Source organism: Leisingera sp. NJS204 (genome assembly GCF_004123675.1).
Classification (GTDB): Bacteria; Pseudomonadota; Alphaproteobacteria; order Rhodobacterales; family Rhodobacteraceae; genus Leisingera.
In genome coordinates this window covers 1,876,547-1,893,990 of sequence record NZ_CP035417.1, presented here as the reverse complement: position 1 = coordinate 1,893,990, position 17,444 = coordinate 1,876,547, and the positions used below count along the sequence as shown (strand labels likewise).

General features: G+C 61.2%; 15 protein-coding genes. 11 read left to right on the top strand and 4 right to left on the bottom strand.

The window, feature by feature from the left end; translation table 11 throughout:
• Positions 1–295 precede the first annotated feature (295 nt).
• From ETW24_RS09305 to ETW24_RS09285, 5 genes are all read left to right on the top strand, one after another.
• Entirely contained in the window at positions 296–2,011 is a 1,716-nt protein-coding gene (locus ETW24_RS09305; RefSeq protein WP_205877395.1) for an extracellular solute-binding protein, read from the top strand.
• 70 nt (positions 2,012–2,081) lie between these two features.
• Positions 2,082–2,918, top strand: a complete 837-nt coding sequence (locus ETW24_RS09300) for an arsenate reductase/protein-tyrosine-phosphatase family protein (RefSeq protein WP_129370798.1) — start codon at positions 2,082–2,084, stop codon at positions 2,916–2,918.
• 22 nt (positions 2,919–2,940) lie between these two features.
• Positions 2,941–3,417, top strand: a complete 477-nt coding sequence (locus ETW24_RS09295) for an arsenate reductase ArsC (protein WP_129370797.1) — start codon at positions 2,941–2,943, stop codon at positions 3,415–3,417.
• Positions 3,414–4,070, top strand: coding sequence for an aquaporin (locus ETW24_RS09290; protein WP_129370796.1), 657 nt, complete (start codon positions 3,414–3,416; stop codon positions 4,068–4,070). The genes ETW24_RS09295 and ETW24_RS09290 overlap by 4 nt, the downstream gene beginning before the upstream one ends.
• A 130-nt stretch (positions 4,071–4,200) precedes the next feature.
• Positions 4,201–4,431 (top strand): hypothetical protein, encoded by a 231-nt coding sequence (locus tag ETW24_RS09285; protein ID WP_129370795.1) that lies wholly within the window; start codon positions 4,201–4,203, stop codon positions 4,429–4,431.
• 29 nt (positions 4,432–4,460) lie between these two features.
• Here the strand turns inward: ETW24_RS09285 and ETW24_RS09280 are convergent, their stop codons facing one another.
• Positions 4,461–5,084 carry a helix-turn-helix domain-containing protein gene (locus tag ETW24_RS09280; protein ID WP_129370794.1) on the bottom strand — a complete coding sequence of 208 codons (624 nt, stop codon included), beginning with the start codon at positions 5,082–5,084 and terminating at the stop codon, positions 4,461–4,463.
• Positions 5,085–5,148: 64 nt separating this feature from the next.
• Between ETW24_RS09280 and ETW24_RS09275 the strand changes: the two genes are divergently transcribed.
• From ETW24_RS09275 to ETW24_RS09260, 4 genes are all read left to right on the top strand, one after another.
• Positions 5,149–6,654 (top strand): class I adenylate-forming enzyme family protein, encoded by a 1,506-nt coding sequence (locus tag ETW24_RS09275; RefSeq protein ID WP_129370793.1) that lies wholly within the window; start codon positions 5,149–5,151, stop codon positions 6,652–6,654.
• Positions 6,651–7,316, top strand: a complete 666-nt coding sequence (locus tag ETW24_RS09270) for a DsbA family oxidoreductase (protein WP_129370792.1) — start codon at positions 6,651–6,653, stop codon at positions 7,314–7,316. Before ETW24_RS09275 ends, ETW24_RS09270 begins: the two co-directional genes overlap by 4 nt.
• A gap of 152 nt (positions 7,317–7,468) precedes the next feature.
• Positions 7,469–8,704, top strand: a complete 1,236-nt coding sequence (locus tag ETW24_RS09265) for a multidrug effflux MFS transporter (RefSeq protein WP_254695731.1) — start codon at positions 7,469–7,471, stop codon at positions 8,702–8,704.
• A gap of 60 nt (positions 8,705–8,764) precedes the next feature.
• Positions 8,765–10,438 (top strand): tetratricopeptide repeat protein, encoded by a 1,674-nt coding sequence (locus ETW24_RS09260; RefSeq protein ID WP_129370791.1) that lies wholly within the window; start codon positions 8,765–8,767, stop codon positions 10,436–10,438.
• A 57-nt stretch (positions 10,439–10,495) separates the two neighbouring features.
• Here ETW24_RS09260 and mfd read toward each other — a convergent pair whose 3' ends face one another.
• Both mfd and ETW24_RS09250 read right to left on the bottom strand, forming a co-directional pair.
• On the bottom strand, positions 10,496–13,960 hold the full coding sequence (mfd, locus tag ETW24_RS09255; protein ID WP_129370790.1) for a transcription-repair coupling factor: 3,465 nt from the start codon (positions 13,958–13,960) through the stop codon (positions 10,496–10,498).
• A gap of 44 nt (positions 13,961–14,004) precedes the next feature.
• Positions 14,005–14,526, bottom strand: coding sequence for a component of SufBCD complex (locus tag ETW24_RS09250; protein ID WP_129370789.1), 522 nt, complete (start codon positions 14,524–14,526; stop codon positions 14,005–14,007).
• A 184-nt stretch (positions 14,527–14,710) separates the two neighbouring features.
• Between ETW24_RS09250 and hemB the strand changes: the two genes are divergently transcribed.
• Complete coding sequence (gene hemB / locus ETW24_RS09245) at positions 14,711–15,709, top strand: porphobilinogen synthase (RefSeq protein ID WP_129370788.1); 999 nt, start codon at positions 14,711–14,713, stop codon at positions 15,707–15,709.
• Positions 15,710–15,860: 151 nt separating this feature from the next.
• Positions 15,861–16,436, top strand: coding sequence for a YSC84-related protein (locus tag ETW24_RS09240; RefSeq protein ID WP_129370787.1), 576 nt, complete (start codon positions 15,861–15,863; stop codon positions 16,434–16,436).
• A gap of 107 nt (positions 16,437–16,543) precedes the next feature.
• On the opposite strand, the gene ETW24_RS09235 is transcribed toward ETW24_RS09240, so the two are convergent.
• A complete protein-coding gene (locus tag ETW24_RS09235; RefSeq protein ID WP_129370786.1) occupies positions 16,544–17,416 on the bottom strand; it encodes an NAD(P)-dependent oxidoreductase in 873 nt (290 codons plus the stop codon).
• Positions 17,417–17,444: the final 28 nt, after the last annotated feature.

Genomic DNA, 17,444 nt, shown 5'->3' with positions numbered 1-17,444 from the left:
CCAAAAAAAAACGCCCGCACAAGGCGGGCGTTAGTTATTGAGGCAGGTTTCATACAGGCAAGAAACCTATCGAGCAGTGATCCCTTTATAAGCAATTTCCGGCTTTCGTCCAAGCTAAAAGTTTGAAAAGACGAAAAAGCGCACGTAGCGTGCAGAAGCAAGAAAATAAGGGCAGAGCGGGATTGTTGTGAAACTGCGAAAAGAAAATTTCCTGAATCCCGGTGCGGCACTGACCGGAATCACCTTGGCTTTTGCTGCGAATTTTGCGCAGGCAGAATCAGGTCATGGCATAGCTATGTATGGGGCGCCTGCGCTGCCACCCGATTTTGTGTCTTTACCCTATGCCAACCCAGATGCGCCCAAAGGCGGCAAGGTGGTTTTCGGCAATACCGGCGGCTTTGACTCACTGAACCCGTTCACCCTTAAGGGGACCGCGCCGTGGCAGCTGAGGTTCTGGGGATACGAGAGCCTGATGGGCCGCTCCTGGGATGAGCCGTTCACGCTTTACGGTCTTTTGGCCGAATCGATTGAGGTGCCCGAGGACCGCTCCTGGGTCGAATTCACCCTTAGGGAGGCGGCGCGATTCTCCGATGGCAGCCCGGTGACCGTCGAAGATGTGATCTGGTCGTATAAGACATTGGGCACCCAAGGCCACCCGCGCTATCGCGGTTTCTGGACCAAGGTGGCGCGGATTGAACAGACCGGACCGCGCAGCCTGCGCCTGACCTTCAATACCGAAGACCGCGAGCTGGCACTGATCGCCGGACTGCGCCCGATCCTAAAAAAGGCGCAATGGCAGGACAAGGAATTCGGTGCCGATGACCTGACCGGCGCCCCGATTGGCACCGGCGCATATGTGGTCCGGAATTTCGAACCCGGCCGTTTCGTTACCCTGTCCAGAAACCCGGACTATTGGGGCAAAGACTTGCCCTTTCGGCGCGGTACCGGGAACTTTGACGAACTGCGCCTGGATTTCTTTGGCGATGCAACAGTTTTGTTCGAAGCCTTCAAGGCAGGCGAACTGAGCGCGGTGCGGGAATTCAATGCTGACAAATGGGACAGTGTCTATAACTTCCCGGCGGTGACCCGCGGCGATGTGGTCAAAAGCGAAATCCCGCATCAGCGCCCCTCCGGCATGACCGGGCTGGTGATGAACAGCCGCCGGGCTCCGCTGGATGACTGGCGCGTTCGCGAGGCGCTGCTGCTAGCGTTCAATTTTGAATACATCAACGGCACCGTGACTGGCGGCGTGCAGCCGCGGATCACCTCTTATTTCTCGGGATCCGAACTAGGCACGCTGCCCGGCGCAGCTGCTGGAGAGGTTCGCACACTGCTGGCCCCGTTTGCAGACACGCTGTTGCCCGGGACGCTGGAAGGCTACGCGCTGCCGCAGGGCGATGGCAGCAAGCGCAACCGCAGAAATCTGCGCAAGGCGATGAAACTGCTGGCCGATGCAGGATGGAACGTCACAGACGGCGTGCTGCGCAAGAACGATGGTACGCCATTGGAGTTCACCGTTCTGATCCGCCAAGGCGACGGCGAGATGAAGACCATCACTGAAATCTATGCCCGCGCACTGGAGCGGTTGGGCATATCCCTAACGGCGGAAACCGTCGATAATGCCCAGTATGTCGAACGCCAAAGCGCCTATGACTTCGATCTCACCCGTTACCGCCGAGAGTTGTCGCTAAGCCCCGGCAACGAACAGCGCTATTACTGGGGCAGCGACGGCGTCAGCCAGCCCGGCAGCCGCAACCTGATGGGCATGGACAGCCCCGCTGCCGAAGCGATGATTGATGCCATGCTGACAGCCAAGGACCCTGAGGATTTCACCGCCGCCGTGCGGGCGCTGGACCGGGTTTTGACCGCAGGGCGCTATGTCATTCCATTCTGGCGGTTCGATGCGGGGCGGATCGCCCATGTCAAGGAAATGCGGTTTCCGGAATACCTGCCGATCTACGGCGACCGGACCGGATTCATGCCAGATGTCTGGTGGTATCAATCAGACTGAGGCGCTGACCAGCGGCTTTCGATGGGCGAGCCAGTTGACTTGCGGACTTTAATTCCATAATTCACGAAATATGGAATTAAATATTGCAGATAAGCTCAGCGCCCTTGCACATCCGAACCGTCTGGCGCTGTTCCGCCTGTTGATGCGGCGCTATCCGGACGCAGTTCCGGCGGGTGAGATCGCCTCGGCGCTGGACTTCAAGCCCAACACGGCTTCTGCTTACCTGTCAGTCCTGAAACAGGCCGGGCTAATCAGGCAGCGCCGTACCGGAACTTCGCTGATGTACACCGCCGATCTGCCTGGCTTGCGCGGTATGTTTGATAACTTGCTGACAGGCTGCTGCCAGAACCGGCCCGATATCTGCAGCCCTTTCACGAATGAAGAAAGGGCCATGCCGACGGTTGAGCACCCGTTTAACGTTCTGTTCATCTGTACTGGCAATTCCGCCCGGTCGCTGCTGGCAGAAGCCATCCTGAACCGATCAGGCGACGGCAAATTCCGCGCCTATTCAGCAGGGACCTGCCATTCTTCATCTGGCCCGCGCCCCGAAGTAATCTCTCTGCTACGGGCCAAAGGCTATGACACCAGCGCCTTGCGTTCCAAGGATCTGGATGAATTTTCCGTGGCAAACGCGCCTGGCATGGATTTCATCTTCACCGTCTGCGACCACGCCGCCAATGAGGAATGCCCGGCCTGGCCCGGCCAGCCGATGAGTGCCCATTGGGGGCTGGCAGATCCGGTCAGGGCGACAGGCACCGATGCCGAACGTCGCCTGGCCTTTCAGCAAGCCTATGGGCTGCTGCGCAACCGGATCAATGCCTTTGCAGCGCTGCCCTTTGACACACTCGACCGCATTTCGCTTCAGCATCAGGTTGACGGCATCGGCCGCGTGAATTCTTCCGACTAACTCTATAGAACGGTCAAAACCCATGAACATTCTTGTCCTCTGCACGGGAAACTCCGCCCGCTCCATCCTGCTGGAGTCGATCTTCAACACCCTGGGCACTGGCCGCATCCGCGCGTTTTCTGCAGGCTCCAACCCCACCGGCAAGGTGCATCCGCAATCCCTGGTGCTGCTGGAAGAACTCGGCCACGACACCACCGGTGCCCGTTCCAAGAGCTGGGACGTGTTTGCCGCTGAAGGCGCACCGGAAATGGACATAGTGATCACCGTCTGCGCCGCAGCAGCGGGCGAAACCTGCCCGGTCTGGCCCGGCGCGCCGGTTCGCGCCCATTGGGGCGTCGCAGATCCGGCTGCCGCGGACCAACCGGAATGGGACACCGCCTTTCGCGCGGCTTATGCCACGCTGGAAAAGCGCGCCAAGGCGCTGCTGGATCTGCCGTTTGACTCCATGAATGAGACCGAACTGACGCAGCAGCTTAAACTGATCGGAGAAATCCAATGACCGGGCAGAAACTTCTGGCCGAAGGGCTGGGCACATCCATGCTGCTGGTCGGTGTTGTTGGCTCCGGGATCATGGCTGAAAACCTGGCAGGAGGAAACGTGGCCCTGGCCCTGCTGGCCAATGCTGTTGCCACCGGCTGCATGCTTTATGCGATCATCACTACCCTGGGTCCGATTTCAGGCGCCCATTTCAACCCGGCCGTAACCCTTGCCTTCGCCCTGCGCGGCGAACATGAATGGCGTGCGGTGACACCCTACGTTCTGGTGCAGATCGGAGGCGGGATCCTGGGGGTCTGGGCTTGCCATGCAATGTTTGATCTTGCAGTTTTGCAAAGCTCTGAGACTATGCACCGAACAGGAACAGCGCAGTGGTTTTCCGAAATCCTGGCCACGTTCGGCCTGTTGTTCGTGATCTTCGGCGGGCTGCGCTCGCGTCCTGATACAGTGCCTGCTCTGGTTGGAATCTACATCACCGGAGCCTACTGGTTCACCTCTTCGACCAGCTTTGCCAACCCGGCAGTGACCATCGCACGCGGCTTCAGCGACACCTTTGCGGGCATCTATCCGGGGCATATCCCGATGTTCATTGTGATGCAGCTGATTGCGGTTGGAATCGGCCATCTGGTGCTGCCCCGGCTGTTCGCACCGGCCTAGGCGCTGGCAAAAAACCGCTTAACACAGCGGCCTTGGGCTGATGGCCCGGGGCCGACGTTACGCGACGGCAGAAAAAATGCTAGCATGAGGGTCCAACAACCATAATCAGTTTGTCAGGGAGGCCCCCCCAATGCCTGTACAGACAGCAGCTGCCAGCTGGATTGACAGGATGCCCCGCATCAAACAGCGCTTTCCGCATCTGAAAGCCTGCAACGCTCCGTCACTCGTGGATGACCGGGACAGATTTGTTGCCTATCTGGCCCGCACCCATCACCTCACCTTGAACGAAGCCAGGGAGGAAGTGGACGACTTCCTTTATATTGAAAGCCTGCTAAGAGAACTGGACGGGCGGCCGCACTAGCAACGCAGCCGCTGTTTCAGGCCTCAGGATCAAGCCAGCGACGTCACCCAGAGGATCATTGCATCTTCGGGGCTGGAAGATATGACATTGTGCCCCATGGCTGCGTCGTAATAGGCGCTGTCACCGCGGCGCATTTCAATCGGCTCGTAAAATTCCGTGTAGAGCTTAACCACCCCGGTCAGCACATACAGAAATTCCTCGCCGTCATGGCGCACCCAGCCGTCAAACTCATCCAGTGACCGCGCCCGCACCCGCGCCCGGTACGGCAGCATCTGCTTGCGCGACATACCGTCCGCCAGCAGCTCGTGCTCATATGTCGCGGTGGCATGGGCCGAACCGTCACCGGATTTGGTCACCGTCATCCGCCCGTTCACCTGACCGCGCTGCGGCTGGGTAAACAGCTGCGGCACCGAGATCTGCAGGCCCACCGCCAGCTTCTTAAGCGCCTCGTAAGTCGGTGACATCTGGCCATTTTCGATCTTGGACAAGGTCGAGCGCGCCAGCCCGGCCTGATTGGCAGCGTGTTCCAGCGTCCAATCCCGCGCCTTGCGCAGTTCGCGCACGCGCGCGCCCAGGTCCAATGGCTCTGCTTCGTTATCTCCGCCGTTTGCACGGGCGATGGTAATCAGGGACTTCGGGTCACGGCTTGTCATAGCCACTCTATAAGCCGCACCTGCGCAGCTTGCAACGCAGGACGGCGCGGGCTAGCCAATTGCCATGCTGTCCGTTTTTGATCAGGGGCCTTTTGCGCCCTGCCCTTCGCCTTTCAATCTCGCGGCCCATGTGCTGCGCCATGCCCGTCGGCTGGCGGAAAAACCCGCCCTGTCGGTTCTCGCGGGCGATGCCTGCGAAGACTGGAGTTATGCCCGGCTTGAAGCAGCGGTGCGCGGAACCGGAACTGGGCTGCTCAAGGCGGGATTGAAACCTGGAGATATTGTGCTGCTGCGGCTGGGGAACACGGTTGAGTTTCCCATTGCCTACCTCGGCGCCATTGCCGCCGGACTGGTGCCGGTGCCCACCTCATCCCAATTGACAGCGCCCGAAACCGCCCGGATGATTGCGGATCTGAACCCGGCTGCGGTGCTGCGCGACCCGGCTGTGCCCTGCGCGAGTCACCCGCTGCAGATCAGTACGGCCCGCTTGCTGGATATGCACCATCTGCCTCCCTGCGACTACGCCTTTGGCAACCCCGAGCGGCGCGCTTATGTGGTCTACACCTCCGGCACCAGCGGAAATCCGCGTGCAGTTGCCCACGCCCACCAGGCGGTTTGGGCGCGGCAGATGATGGTGGAGGGCTGGTACGGTCTGACAGCAGACGACCGGCTGCTGCACGCCGGTGCGTTCAACTGGACCTACACCCTGGGCACCGGCCTGCTGGACCCCTGGGCGGCGGGTGCAACGGCGCTGATCCCACTCCCCGGAACCCCACCAGAGGACCTGCCCGCGCTGCTGCGCCGACACCGTGCAACCCTCTTTGCTGCGGCCCCCGGCGTCTACCGGAAGCTCCTGCAATCCGGCCCGCTCGATTTGCCGGACTTGCGGCATGGGCTTTGCGCTGGTGAAAAGCTTTCCCGCCATCTGCACGCTGCCTGGGACACCGCAACAGGCCGCGGATTGTTTGAGGCTTTCGGCATGTCTGAATGCTCGACCTTCATTTCGTCTTCGCCGTCCTGCCCAGCACAGGACGGAGCACTCGGGCAGCCGCAACCGGGCCGCAAGGTCGCGATTCTCGGCCCTGACGGACCGGTGCCGGTGGATGAGGAAGGCACCATCGCCATCCACCGCTCGGACCCGGGGCTGATGCTTGGCTATCTGAACGCGCCGGAAGAAACTGCCGCCCGCTATCAGGGGGATTGGTTCCTGACCGGTGATCAGGGCGCAATGACCGGCGGCGGGCAGATCCGCTATCTGGGACGCGCTGACGACATGATGAATGCGGGCGGCTACCGCGTGTCCCCGATTGAAGTCGAAACCGCTTTGGCCGCCCATCCTGGCATCACACAAGCCGGCGCCGCAGCGGTAGAGGTGAAGCCGGACACCTTTATCATCGCCGCCTTCTATACCGGTCCCGAAGAGTTGAACGCCGCAGAACTGCAGGCCTTTGCATCCCAGCGCCTGGCCCGTTACAAGCAGCCCCGCGCTTATATCCATCTCGACGCGCTGCCTGCAGGCGCCAATGGCAAGCTGCTGCGCCGCGCCCTGCCCGCCCTGTTCAAAGGATGACCCAAATGACCACCGTCAAGCTCGACATCCTGTCGGACCCGATCTGCCCGTGGTGCTATATCGGCAAGACCCATCTGGACAAGGCACTGGCCGAGGTGCCGGATCATCCCTTTGTTATCGAATGGCACCCGTTCCAGCTGAACCCGGACATGCCGCGCGAAGGCATGGACCGGCGCGACTATCTGGAGCGCAAGTTCGGCGGCAAGGACGGCGCGGTTAAGGCTTATGCCCCAGTGGTGGAACACGCCGGAAACGCCGGGCTGACGATCAATTTCGAGGCGATGACGCGCACGCCAAACACTCTGGATGCACACCGGCTGATCCATTGGGCCGGAATCGAAGGCAAGCAGACTGAAGCGGTGGATGCCTTGTTCCAAGCCTACTTTGTGGACGCCAAGGACATCGGCGACCACGCGGTTCTGGCCGGCGTCGCACGCGAGGCCGGAATGGATGCAGATGTCGCCGCACGCCTGCTGCAAGGCGACAGCGATGTGCAGACCATCCAGGACCGCGACGCCCATTCCCGCAAGATGGGGGTAACTTCGGTGCCGACCTTCATTGTCGCCAGCCAGCACGCCGTGCCCGGCGCCCAGCCGCCGGAACTGTGGAAGCAGGTGATCGAAGACATCCTGCAGCAGCTGAAAGACGCAGAGGCCGAATAACCTTGCGGCAAATTGCTTAGCATCGCAACAATGCACAGTTTGCTGTGCAGCCGGGCGCTGGCCCGGTATGCGGATTCGTGATAGCGGAACCGGACAGCTCCCGGACCGGCCTTGTTCCCCGGAAACATCTGAAGAGCTGTTAGAGGTTTCAAATGTCACAACCCCAGGTACACTCTCCGGCCCACGGCATGGCCAAGGCCGAATTCATTGCCCTGATCGCGATGATGTTTGCCACCATCGCCTTTTCCATCGACGCGATGCTGCCCGCCTTGCCCGAAATCGGCCAGGCACTTAGCCCGGATGACATTAACCGCGCCCAGCTGGTGCTGACTTCTTTTGTGCTGGGCATGGGCATCGGCACGTTCTTTACCGGCCCGCTGTCCGATGCTTTTGGCCGCAAGACTGTCATAGCCGGCGGTGTTGCGCTGTACATCGCAGCCTCTGCGGTTGCCTGGCAGGCGCAATCGCTGGAGCTGCTGCTGGCCTCCCGCGTCGTCATGGGGCTGGGTGCCGCAGGGCCGCGGGTTGTCGGCATTGCCATCGTGCGGGATTTGTACTCGGGCCGGGAAATGGCCCGGATGATGTCGATTGCAATGATGATCTTCACCTTGGTTCCCGCCTTTGCACCGATGCTGGGCGCGGGCATCATTGCCTTTTCCAGCTGGCGCAGCATCTTCCTGGCCTTTGCCATCTTCGCCATCCTCATCGTGATGTGGATGGGCCTGCGCCTGCCGGAGACCCTGGCGGTGGAGAACCGCCGCCCCTTCCGTCTGCCGCTGCTTTTGGGCGCGGTAAAGGAAATGTTCGCCCACCCGGCTGTGCGCCTGTCTATTCTGGTGCAGACCCTTTGCCTAGGCATGCTGTTCACCATGCTGACCATGGTGCAGCAGGTCTATGACGTGATCTTTGACCGCGCTGGCAGCTTTCCCTTCTGGTTTGGATTTGTGGCCTTGATGGCAGGCACCGCCAGCCTGCTGAATGCGGCCATCGTGGTCCGCGTTGGCATGCGCCGGATCGTGACCTGGTCCTTGGCTGCGCAGGTCTGCATTTCCGCAGTGATGCTGGTGCTCAGCGGACAGGCGCTGCCGGAAACGCTGCTGTTCGGCCTGTTTGTCGCCTGGCAGACCAGCGTTTTCTTTCTGGCCGGCACCACGCTTGGCAATCTCAATGCTATCGCGATGGAGCCGATGGGCCATATTGCCGGCATGGCGGCCTCGGTGATTGGTGCGATTTCCACCGTTCTGGCCGCTGCCATTGCGGCACCAGTGGGCCTGCTGTTTGACGGTTCACTGCTGCCGCTGGCTGCAGGACTGCTGACAATGGCCGGCCTTGCGTTCCTGCTGATGCTGCAAATGGCACGGGCTGAGGCGCAATTGCCCGCAGAATAACTATCTTGTCCGGATCAACGCCTCTGCCTAACCTCTCCAAATACTTGGGGAGGTTATTTCATGGGTTACGATTATGATCTCGGCAGCCATTCCTGTCTGGTAACGGCAGCTTCGCCCAAGACGCAAAAGTGGTTCGACCGCGGCTTGGTCTGGACTTATGGCTACAACCACGAAGAAGCCGTCAAATGCTTCAAGCAGGCACTGACCCACGATCCCGGCTGCGCCATGGCCCATTGGGGCGTGGCCTATGCAACCGGCCCGAATTACAATCTGCCCTGGAACTTGCGGGACGGCAAAGGCCGTGCCGAAGATCTGGCACAGGCTTTTGACGCCGCCCAATCCGCGCTGGCTTGTTTAGAGGGCTGCACAGAGGCCGAGCGGCAGCTGATCCATGCCCTTCAGGCCCGCTATCCCCAGCGCGAGGCGATGGAGGACATGCACATCTGGGATTATGCCTTTGCCGACGCCATGCGCGCGGCGTTTGCCGCCTGCCCGGATCATCTGGATCTGCGCACGGTCTATGCCGAAAGCCTGCTGAACCTGACACCTTGGAAAATGTGGGACTTGCAAACCGGCCTGCCCGCCGAAGGGGCCGCGACATTGGAGGCGCAGGAGGTTCTGGAATGGGCAATGGAGAACGACCCCGGCGCGATGAGGCACCCCGGCCTGCTGCATCTTTATGTGCATCTGATGGAGATGTCGCCGACGCCGGAAAAAGCCCTGAAGGCCGCCGATGTCCTGCGCACACTGGTGCCGGACGCAGGCCATCTGGTGCATATGCCGACCCATATCGACGTGCTTTGCGGTGACTATCACAGCGTGGTGCATTGGAACCGGAAAGCGATTGAGGCGGATCTGAAGTTCTACGCGCGTGAGGGCGCCTTCAACATCTACACCGGCTACCGCCAGCATAACTACCACTTCGTCATCTTCGGCGCGATGTTCCTGGGGCAGATTGAACCTGCGTTGCAGGCCAATCAGGGTATTCTGGACACCACCCCGCCGGAAATGCTGCTGGTAGAAAGCCCGCCTATCGCGGATTTCTTTGAAAGCTACATGGCAATGCACCCGCACATCCTGGTCCGCTTTGGCCGCTGGGAGGAGGCCATGGCGCTGGAGCTGCCTGAAGACCCAGCGCTCTATTGCACCTTGACCGCCAACACCCATTACGCCCGCGCCATCGCATTTGCCGCAACTGGCCGGGTGTCACAGGCCGAAGCGGAGGAGCAGCTGTTCCGCGCCGCCAAGAGCCGCGTTCCGGAAACCCGCCTGCTGCACAACAACCGCGTCGTGGATCTGCTTGAAATCGCATCCGAAATGCTGCGCGGTGAGATTGAGTACCGCAAAGAGAACTACGACACGGCTTTTGCCCATTTGCGCCGCTCGGCCGAGCTGGACGATAACCTGCCTTATGATGAGCCCTGGGGCTGGATGCAGCCCAGCCGCCACGCACTTGGGGCGCTGCTGTTTGAGCAGGGCCGCTCGGGACAAGCCGAGGCGGTCTACCGTGCGGACTTGGGGCTGGATGGTACTTTGCCGCGCGCGTCGGTCCATCCGGACAATATCTGGAGCCTGAAAGGCCTGCATGATTGCCTGAAGGCCCGCGGCGAAACCGTTGAAATCCGGCACATAAAGCAGAAACTCGATATGGCGCTTGCCCGCGCAGACCAGGCGGTGGCTGCGTCCTGTTTCTGCGCACAGGCAGCAATGAAGCCGGACAGCTGCTGCAGCTGAGCAAAATGTCTTCGAAGACATTTGCCAAGGAAATTCGAATTTCCTTGGCTCTGCGTATCAAGCTTTCGCTTTTGCCTTGGCCTTTTTCTTCTCTGCCACGACTTTCTCTGCCAGGTCGCGGGCAATGGCAAAGGCGCCCTTGATCTTGTCGCTGTCTTTCTTCCAGTCCCGGCGCACGACGATTTTGTTGTCCTTTACCTTGGCCAGACCGTTTTGGCCCTGGATGAACTCCACCAGCCCCTGAGGCGAGGCGAATTTGTCATTGTGGAATTGGATCGTTGCGCCTTTCGGCCCGCCGTCCATCTTGGCAATGCCTGCGCGTTTGCACATTCCCTTGATCCGCACCACCAGCATCAGCGTGTTGACCTCTTTCGGCAGCTTGCCGAAACGGTCGATCAGCTCAGCAGCAAAACCTTCCAGCTCCACTTTGGTCGAGAGCGACGACAGGCGGCGGTACAGCCCGAGGCGCACATCCAGATCCGGCACATAGGTCTCCGGGATCAGTACCGGCACGCCCAGATTGATCTGCGGCGCCCAATGCGCATCGGCGTCCGAGAGGCCCTCCATCTCACCCGCCTTGATCTTGGCAATCGCCTCCTCCAGCATCGACTGATACAGTTCATACCCCACATCGCGCATCTGGCCGGATTGCTCATCGCCCAGCAAATTGCCCGCTCCGCGGAGATCAAGGTCTTGCGAGGCCAGGGTAAAGCCGGCGCCCAATGTGTCGAGCGAGCCCAGCACCCGCAGCCGCTTCTCTGCCGCCGGTGTCAGCCGCTGACGCGGTTTGGTAGTGAGATAGGCATAGGCACGGGTTTTCGAACGCCCCACCCGGCCCCGGATCTGATAGAGCTGCGACAGGCCGAACATGTCGGCGCGGTGCACAACCATCGTGTTGGCGGTCGGAATGTCGAGGCCCGACTCCACAATCGTTGTTGCCAGCAGGACGTCAAATTTGCCGTCGTAAAACGCGTTCATCCGGTCGTCGAGTTCGCCCGCTGCCATCTGCCCATGCGCCACCACATAGGTGAGTTCAGGCAGCTGTGCCTGCAGGAACGCCTCGACATCCGGCAGGTCGGTGATCCGCGGCACCACATAGAAGCTTTGCCCGCCGCGGTAATGCTCGCGCAGCAGCGCCTCGCGGATAGTGACAGTGTCAAATTCGCTGACGTAGGTGCGGATCGCCAGACGGTCCACCGGCGGGGTGCCGATGATCGACAGATCCCGCACACCGGTCAGCGACAGCTGCAGTGTGCGCGGGATCGGCGTGGCCGTCAGCGTCAGCACATGGATGTCGCTGCGCAGCTGTTTCAGCCGTTCCTTGTGGCCAACGCCAAAGTGCTGTTCCTCGTCGATGATCAGCAGCCCGAGGTTCTGGAACCTGATGTTCTTGGCCAGTACCGCGTGGGTTCCAACAACGATATCGACGGTCCCCTTGGCCAGCCCTTCACGGGTCTGGCTGGCCTCTTTGGTACTAACAAAACGCGACAACTGCCTGACCTGCAGAGGAAACCCGCGAAAACGCTCGGCAAAGGAGGCCGCGTGCTGGCGTGCCAGCAGTGTGGTCGGTGCCACCACCGCCACCTGCAGGCCGGACATCGCCGCGACAAAAGCCGCGCGCATAGCCACCTCGGTCTTGCCAAAACCTACATCGCCGCAGATCAGCCGGTCCATCGGCTGGCCGGAGTGCAGATCCTCCATCACGTCCTCGATGGCGCGCAGCTGGTCGTCGGTCTCCTGATAGGGGAAGCGGGCAGAAAACTCCTCCCAGGCATGCGGCGGCGGGTCCATCACCGGTGCCTTGCGCAGGGCGCGTTCAGCTGCAATGCGGATCAGCTTGTCCGCCATCTCGCGGATGCGTTCCTTGAGCTTGGCCTTCTTGGCCTGCCAGGCACCGCCGCCCAGCCGGTCCAGCAGACCTTCGTCATGGCCGTATTTGGACAGCAGTTCGATGTTTTCGACCGGCAGGTACAGTTTGGACGCTTCGGCATATTCCAGCAGGATGCATTCATGCGCAGCACCTGCTGCCGTCACCACTTCCAGCCCCTTGTAGCGGCCGATGCCATGGTCCACATGCACCACCAGATCACCAGGGCTGAGCGATTGCGTTTCGGTCAGAAAGTTCTCGGCCTTGCGGCGTTTCTTGGGTGCCCGGATCAGCCGGTCGCCCAGAACATCCTGCTCCGAGATCACCGTCATGTCCGGCGCCTGGAACCCGTGCTCCAGAGCCCAGACCGCCAGATGCAGGCCGCTTTTGCCGATCCGCGTGCCATCCATCACCGGGATGGCTTCTGCCAGGCCTTCATCCTCAATCAGCCCGGTCAGGCGTTCGCGCGCCCCTTCGGAGTAAGAGGCAATAAGAACCGGTCCCTCCTGCATCCGCGCCTTAATATGGGATGCCAAAGCCCCGAAAAGGCTGATGCTTTCCTGCTGCCGCTCGGGTGCGAAGTTGCGCCCGATCCGCCCGCCGGCATCCACGGTGCCGGGACCCGAGGCCTGCGGCAGCGGGTGCAGTTGCACCACGCGGTGCGCGGCCGATACGGCCTCCCAGGCCGCGTCATCCAAATACAGCAGGCCCGGCGGCGTGGGTTTATAGACGGTATCAATCCGTCCCTTCTGCGCCATTGCGTGTTTGCGGGTTTCAAACTGGTCCTCGATGGTGTCCCAGCGCGCCAGCCGTGCCGGTGTTACCTGATCATCCAGCGTCACCGTCGCCTGCGGCAGGTAGTCGAACAGAGTTTCCAGCTTTTCATGGAAGAACGGCAGCCAATGCTCGATCCCCTGATGCTTGCGCCCTGCGCTCACTGCCTCGTACAGCGGATCATCCGTACCGGCGGCGCCGAATTCAATCCGGTAATTCTGACGGAACCGGGTGATTGCCGCCTCGTCCAGGATCACTTCGGACACCGGCGCCAGCTCCACCACCTCCAGTTTCTCGGTGGTGCGCTGCGAGGCCGGATCGAACCGCCGTGCGCCATCCAGCACATCGCCGAACAGATCCAGCCGCACCGGGCCGCTTTCCCCCGGCGGGAAGATATCGATGATACCGCCACGCACCGCATAGTCGCCCGGCTCCATCACCGTCGGGCTTTGGGTGAACCCCATCCGCACCAGGAAATTGCGCAGCGCGCCTTCGTCAATCCGGTGATCGACACGGGCAGTAAAGGCCGCCTCGCGCAGCACCCCGCGCGCAGGCACCCTTTGGCTGGCGGCGTTCAATGTGGTCAGCAGCACAAACTGCATGGGCATCTGATGCACCAGGGCCGCCAGCGTGGCCATCCGCGCAGCCGAGATATCGGCGTTCGGCGATACCCGGTCATAAGGCAGGCAATCCCAGCCGGGAAAGACAAACACCGGCATCTGCGGCGCAAAAAAGGCAAGTGCTGACCGCATTGCCTCCATCCGCTTGTCGTCACGCGCCACATGCAGAACCGGCGCGCCGGATTTCTGCACTTCCTTCAGGATCAGCCGGGCATCAAACCCTTCGGGCGCGCCGCCCATGGTGATTGCACGCTGTGCCATGCCTTTTCCTTTCCGGGTGTCCTCAATCGGTCTCAGCCCGCCTGTTAAAATGCCCCGATGGTCAGGTTTTGATACATGCCCCAGAACGCGGTGACCACAATGGAGATTACCCCGACGACCTGCACATAGAGCCGGCAAAACGCCAATCTTTTGCGCAGCTCCCCGCCCGTGGCACCTTCCTGTGAGATCCGGCGCGCGGTCAAAAAGCTGATCAGCCCGACCACGGACATCGGAAACACCAGCAGGAACACGGCCTGGGCAATCTCCATCAGGAAGACAAAGCCAAGCACAGCCAGGCCGGACATCACAAAACAGGACAGCGCCACCAGCCAAGGGCCTGAAACCTCGGAGATGTACAGCAGGCGGTTCACATTGACCCGGACCATATCCTCCAGATCGCGTTCCGCCTGGCCGCCATTGCGCTGCGCCCGCTGGACCATATCATAGGGCACCCCCAGGATCCTGTTACTGGCCGTCGACCAGAGCACCGCCAGCGCAATCCAGTACCACAGGTTGGAGAATGACCGCAGCTCAATCATCTCATAGATAATATGAAGCAGATCCACGCCAGCCCCCCGCTTGTGCCCGCAGATCCTCGGGCTGGAATTTGTCAACCGGCCCTATATCAACCGGGAAGCGCGTGCAGGCAAGCCCTGCCTGCCGCACAAGTTTTTGGGCGCGGCGATTGTGCCTCTTGTTCCCGGGGCCGCTTCCATGCCACCCATGGGCAAGCCAAAACGAGAGACCGCCATGAAGCCCACCGTCGCGCCCTTTCCCGCCGCCCGCCTGCGCCGCACCCGTGCCAGCCAGGCCATCCGTGACCTGGTCCGGGAGAACACCCTGACGCCGTCTGATTTCATCTGGCCGGTGTTTGTCCGTGAAGGGGAAGGCGTTGAGGAACCGATCGCTTCGATGCCCGGTGCGGTGCGCCGCTCGGTGGACAAAATTGCCGAAGCCGCAGTTGAGGCGCAGGCCCTGGGGATCCCGGCGATCTGCCTGTTTCCCTACACCGATGCCTCGCTCAAAACCGAAGATTGCGTCGAGGCCTGGAACCCGGACAACCTGACCAATCGCGCAATCCGCGCGATCAAGGATGCGGCGCCGGATATTGCAGTGATGACTGACGTGGCGCTGGACCCCTACAATATCAACGGCCACGACGGTTATGTGGTCGATGGCGAGATCGTCAATGACGCCACCGTCGAGGCGCTGGTCAAAATGACGCTCGCTCAGGCCGATGCCGGCGCCGATATCATCGGACCGTCCGACATGATGGACGGGCGGATCGGGGCGATGCGCAGCGCGCTGGAAAATGCAGGCCACCACAATGTGGCGATCCTGTCCTATTCGGCCAAATACGCCTCCGGCTACTATGGGCCGTTCCGTGATGCGGTCGGTGCCTCGGGCGCGCTGAAGGGCGACAAGAAAACCTATCAGATGGACCCGGCCAACAGCGACGAAGCGCTGCGGCTGATTGAGCGCGACCTGATGGAGGGCGCCGACATGGTGATGGTCAAACCGGGCATTGCCTATCTCGACATCTGCCACCGGGTGAAATCCGCCTTTGGCGTGCCGACCTATGCCTATCAGGTCTCGGGCGAATACGCGATGATCCAGGCCGCAGCGCAAAACGGCTGGATCGACGGCGAAAAGGTGATGATGGAAAGCCTGATGGCTTTCAAACGGGCGGGCTGCAACGGCATCCTGACCTATTTCGCACCCGCCGCGGCCCGGCTGCTGAACGGCTGACCCAGTCATTCAATGCGGATGCGGATCACTTCAGCGGGAAGCCGCCGCTGTCCAGCTGGCAGCAGATGACAGGCAGCGGTTTTCCGCGTATACATTCGATCAGAGCCGGAGCATACCGGCCTTGGAGCAAATCATTACAGGCACCTGAGAAATGAGCAGTTTTTCCTCTTCCCGCATGACCCGCCGCGGCTTTGCCCTGACGGCTCTGGCCGGCGCCGGCGTTACCGCCGCATGCGGCAACGGCATAGGCAACAGCAATGGCGCGACCATCGACGCCCGCGTTGATAGCACGCTGAACCAAATGTACAGCCAGTACCCCAACACCCGTACCCTGGCCGAAAAGGCAACCGGCATGCTGGTAATGCCGCTGGTCACTGAGGCGGGCTTTGTATTTGGCGGGGCCTATGGGCGCGGCGCCCTGCGGATCAACGATGTGACCGTCGATTATTACGCCACTTACAAAGGCAATGCGGGCCTGCAGATCGGCGCTCAACAGTATGCCCACGTGCTGTTCTTCATGACCGAAGGCGCCTTGGCCGGCTTCCGCCGCTCGTCCGGTTGGGCGGCAGGCGCAGATGTGGAATATGTGATCAAGGACGAAGGCAACGCGCTGAGTGCCGACACCAATACCCTGACGTCCCCGGTGCTTGCAGTGGTCTTTGCCCAGGCAGGCCTGCGCGTTGGTGCGACTTTGGAAGGCACCAAATACACCCGCATCATCCCCTGATCAGCCCGGGAAACGGCAAAGGCTCACGGCCTTCGCTTCTTTCTGGTTGAAAATACCTCCGCCGGAGGCATGGCCTTTCCTGCCGGAAAGGCCATTTTACCTTACCCTCAGTCCAGTTTGCGCAGCCGTTTGAACAGCGACGAGGTATCCCAGCGCCCGCCGCCCATCTTTTGCACGTCCTTGTAGAACTGATCCACCAGAGCTGTGACCGGCAGGCTGGCGCCGGTTTCATCCGCTGCGTCCAGACAGATACCCAGATCCTTGCGCATCCAGTCCACCGCAAAGCCATGCTCGAAATGATCGTCCAGCATGGTCTCGTAACGATTGGCCATCTGCCAGCTGCCCGCCGCGCCCTGGCTGATCACTTCGACCACCGCCCGCCCGTCCAGCCCGGCCTTCTCGGCAAAATGCAGCGCCTCGCTCAAGCCCTGCACAAGCCCTGCAATGGCGATCTGGTTGCACATTTTGGTCAGCTGTCCCGCCCCGCTGCCGCCGATCCGGCGGCAGATTTTGGAATAGGCAGCCATCACCGGCTCAACCCGGGCGTAAGCGGCCTCGTCTCCGCCGCACATAATTGACAGCACACCGTTTTCAGCCCCTGCCTGACCGCCGGAAATCGGTGCATCAACAAAGAACACGCCTTTCTCTTCTGCCGCGCCATGCAATTCGCGGGTCACGGTTTCCGACACCGTGGTGTGATCAACAAACACCGCGCCTTCGCGCATACCGGCAAAGGCACCATCCGCCCCCAGGCAGACCGAGCGCAGATCGTCGTCATTGCCAACGCAGGCCATTACAAAATCCGCCCCCGCCGCAGCCGCCCGCGGTGTGGCACCGAACTGGCCGCCATGCTCGGCGGCCCAGGCCTTGGCCTTGGCTTCGGTGCGGTTGTAGACGGTGACCTCATGGCCCGCGGCCTGCAGGTGCCCGGCCATCGGATAGCCCATGACGCCGAGCCCCAGAAACGCGATTTTTGCCATCTGCTTTTCCCTTGATCTGTCTTCGCTT

What these genes read in the sequence shown, in the direction of transcription:
- ETW24_RS09295 (WP_129370797.1), top strand. Translation starts at nt 2,941, where the DNA reads ATGAACATTCTTGTCCTCTGCACGGGAAACTCCGCCCGCTCCATCCTG.
- ETW24_RS09270 (WP_129370792.1), top strand. Translation starts at nt 6,651, where the DNA reads ATGACCCAAATGACCACCGTCAAGCTCGACATCCTGTCGGACCCGATC.
- ETW24_RS09235 (WP_129370786.1), bottom strand. Translation starts at nt 17,416, where the DNA reads ATGGCAAAAATCGCGTTTCTGGGGCTCGGCGTCATGGGCTATCCGATG.
- ETW24_RS09265 (WP_254695731.1), top strand. Translation starts at nt 7,469, where the DNA reads ATGTCACAACCCCAGGTACACTCTCCGGCCCACGGCATGGCCAAGGCC.
- ETW24_RS09290 (WP_129370796.1), top strand. Translation starts at nt 3,414, where the DNA reads ATGACCGGGCAGAAACTTCTGGCCGAAGGGCTGGGCACATCCATGCTG.
- mfd (WP_129370790.1), bottom strand. Translation starts at nt 13,960, where the DNA reads ATGGCACAGCGTGCAATCACCATGGGCGGCGCGCCCGAAGGGTTTGAT.
- ETW24_RS09305 (WP_205877395.1), top strand. Translation starts at nt 296, where the DNA reads ATGTATGGGGCGCCTGCGCTGCCACCCGATTTTGTGTCTTTACCCTAT.
- ETW24_RS09240 (WP_129370787.1), top strand. Translation starts at nt 15,861, where the DNA reads ATGAGCAGTTTTTCCTCTTCCCGCATGACCCGCCGCGGCTTTGCCCTG.
- hemB (WP_129370788.1), top strand. Translation starts at nt 14,711, where the DNA reads ATGAAGCCCACCGTCGCGCCCTTTCCCGCCGCCCGCCTGCGCCGCACC.
- ETW24_RS09280 (WP_129370794.1), bottom strand. Translation starts at nt 5,084, where the DNA reads ATGACAAGCCGTGACCCGAAGTCCCTGATTACCATCGCCCGTGCAAAC.
- ETW24_RS09300 (WP_129370798.1), top strand. Translation starts at nt 2,082, where the DNA reads ATGGAATTAAATATTGCAGATAAGCTCAGCGCCCTTGCACATCCGAAC.
- ETW24_RS09275 (WP_129370793.1), top strand. Translation starts at nt 5,149, where the DNA reads ATGCTGTCCGTTTTTGATCAGGGGCCTTTTGCGCCCTGCCCTTCGCCT.
- ETW24_RS09260 (WP_129370791.1), top strand. Translation starts at nt 8,765, where the DNA reads ATGGGTTACGATTATGATCTCGGCAGCCATTCCTGTCTGGTAACGGCA.
- ETW24_RS09285 (WP_129370795.1), top strand. Translation starts at nt 4,201, where the DNA reads ATGCCTGTACAGACAGCAGCTGCCAGCTGGATTGACAGGATGCCCCGC.